Below are 646 nucleotides of genomic sequence, written 5' to 3'. Positions count from 1 at the left end.
TGGCGGCCGTGACCGCCACCGGTCTCGTCCTGTTCAACGTCGCCCTCGTGCGGGGCGCCGCCCACGCCGAGCCCGCCGTGTTCGGGGTGGCCGTGGCCTCCGTGCCGCTCGTCCTGGCGCTGGCCGGCCCGCTGCTGGAGGGCCGGCGCCCCCACCCCGCGACGCTGGCGGCCGCGCTCGTCGTCACCGCCGGCGCCGCGCTCGTGCAGGGCACCGGCCGCAGCGACGCCACCGGCCTGGCGCTGGCCGTCGTGGTGCTGCTCTGCGAGGTCGGCTTCACCCTGCTCGCCGTGCCGGTGCTGCAGCGGCTGGGCCCCTGGGGCGTCTCCGTGCACACGACGTGGCTGGCCGCGGCCGCCTTCGGTGCCGCCGCCCTCTGCGGGGTGGACGCCGTGCCCGCCGGCCGGCTGCTGCAGCCCGGCCACCTCGCCGCCACGGCCTACCTCGCCGTGGCCGTCACCGCCGTCGCGTTCGTGCTCTGGTACTCCGGCGTGCGCACCCTCGGGGCCGGGCGCGCCGGGCTGCTCACCGGCCTGGCGCCCGTCTCCGCGGCCCTCAGCGGGGTGCTGCTCGGCGGCCCCGTCCCCCCGGCGCCGGTGTGGGCGGGCATCGCCGCGGTCGCCGCCGGGCTCGCGCTGGGGCTGCG

At 80.5% G+C, this 646-nt stretch carries 1 protein-coding gene; it reads left to right on the top strand.

Annotated elements, in window-relative coordinates:
- The coding region (locus ABEB16_RS21640; protein ID WP_345714237.1) for an EamA family transporter at nucleotides 1-646 on the top strand (646 nt) is incomplete at both ends.

Origin of the sequence: Kineococcus glutinatus, assembly GCF_039542765.1 — a bacterium.
Classification (GTDB): Bacteria; Actinomycetota; Actinomycetes; order Actinomycetales; family Kineococcaceae; genus Kineococcus_A; species Kineococcus_A glutinatus.
The sequence above is the reverse complement of the archived record's forward strand: the minus strand, read 5'-3'. Positions and strand labels throughout refer to the sequence as shown.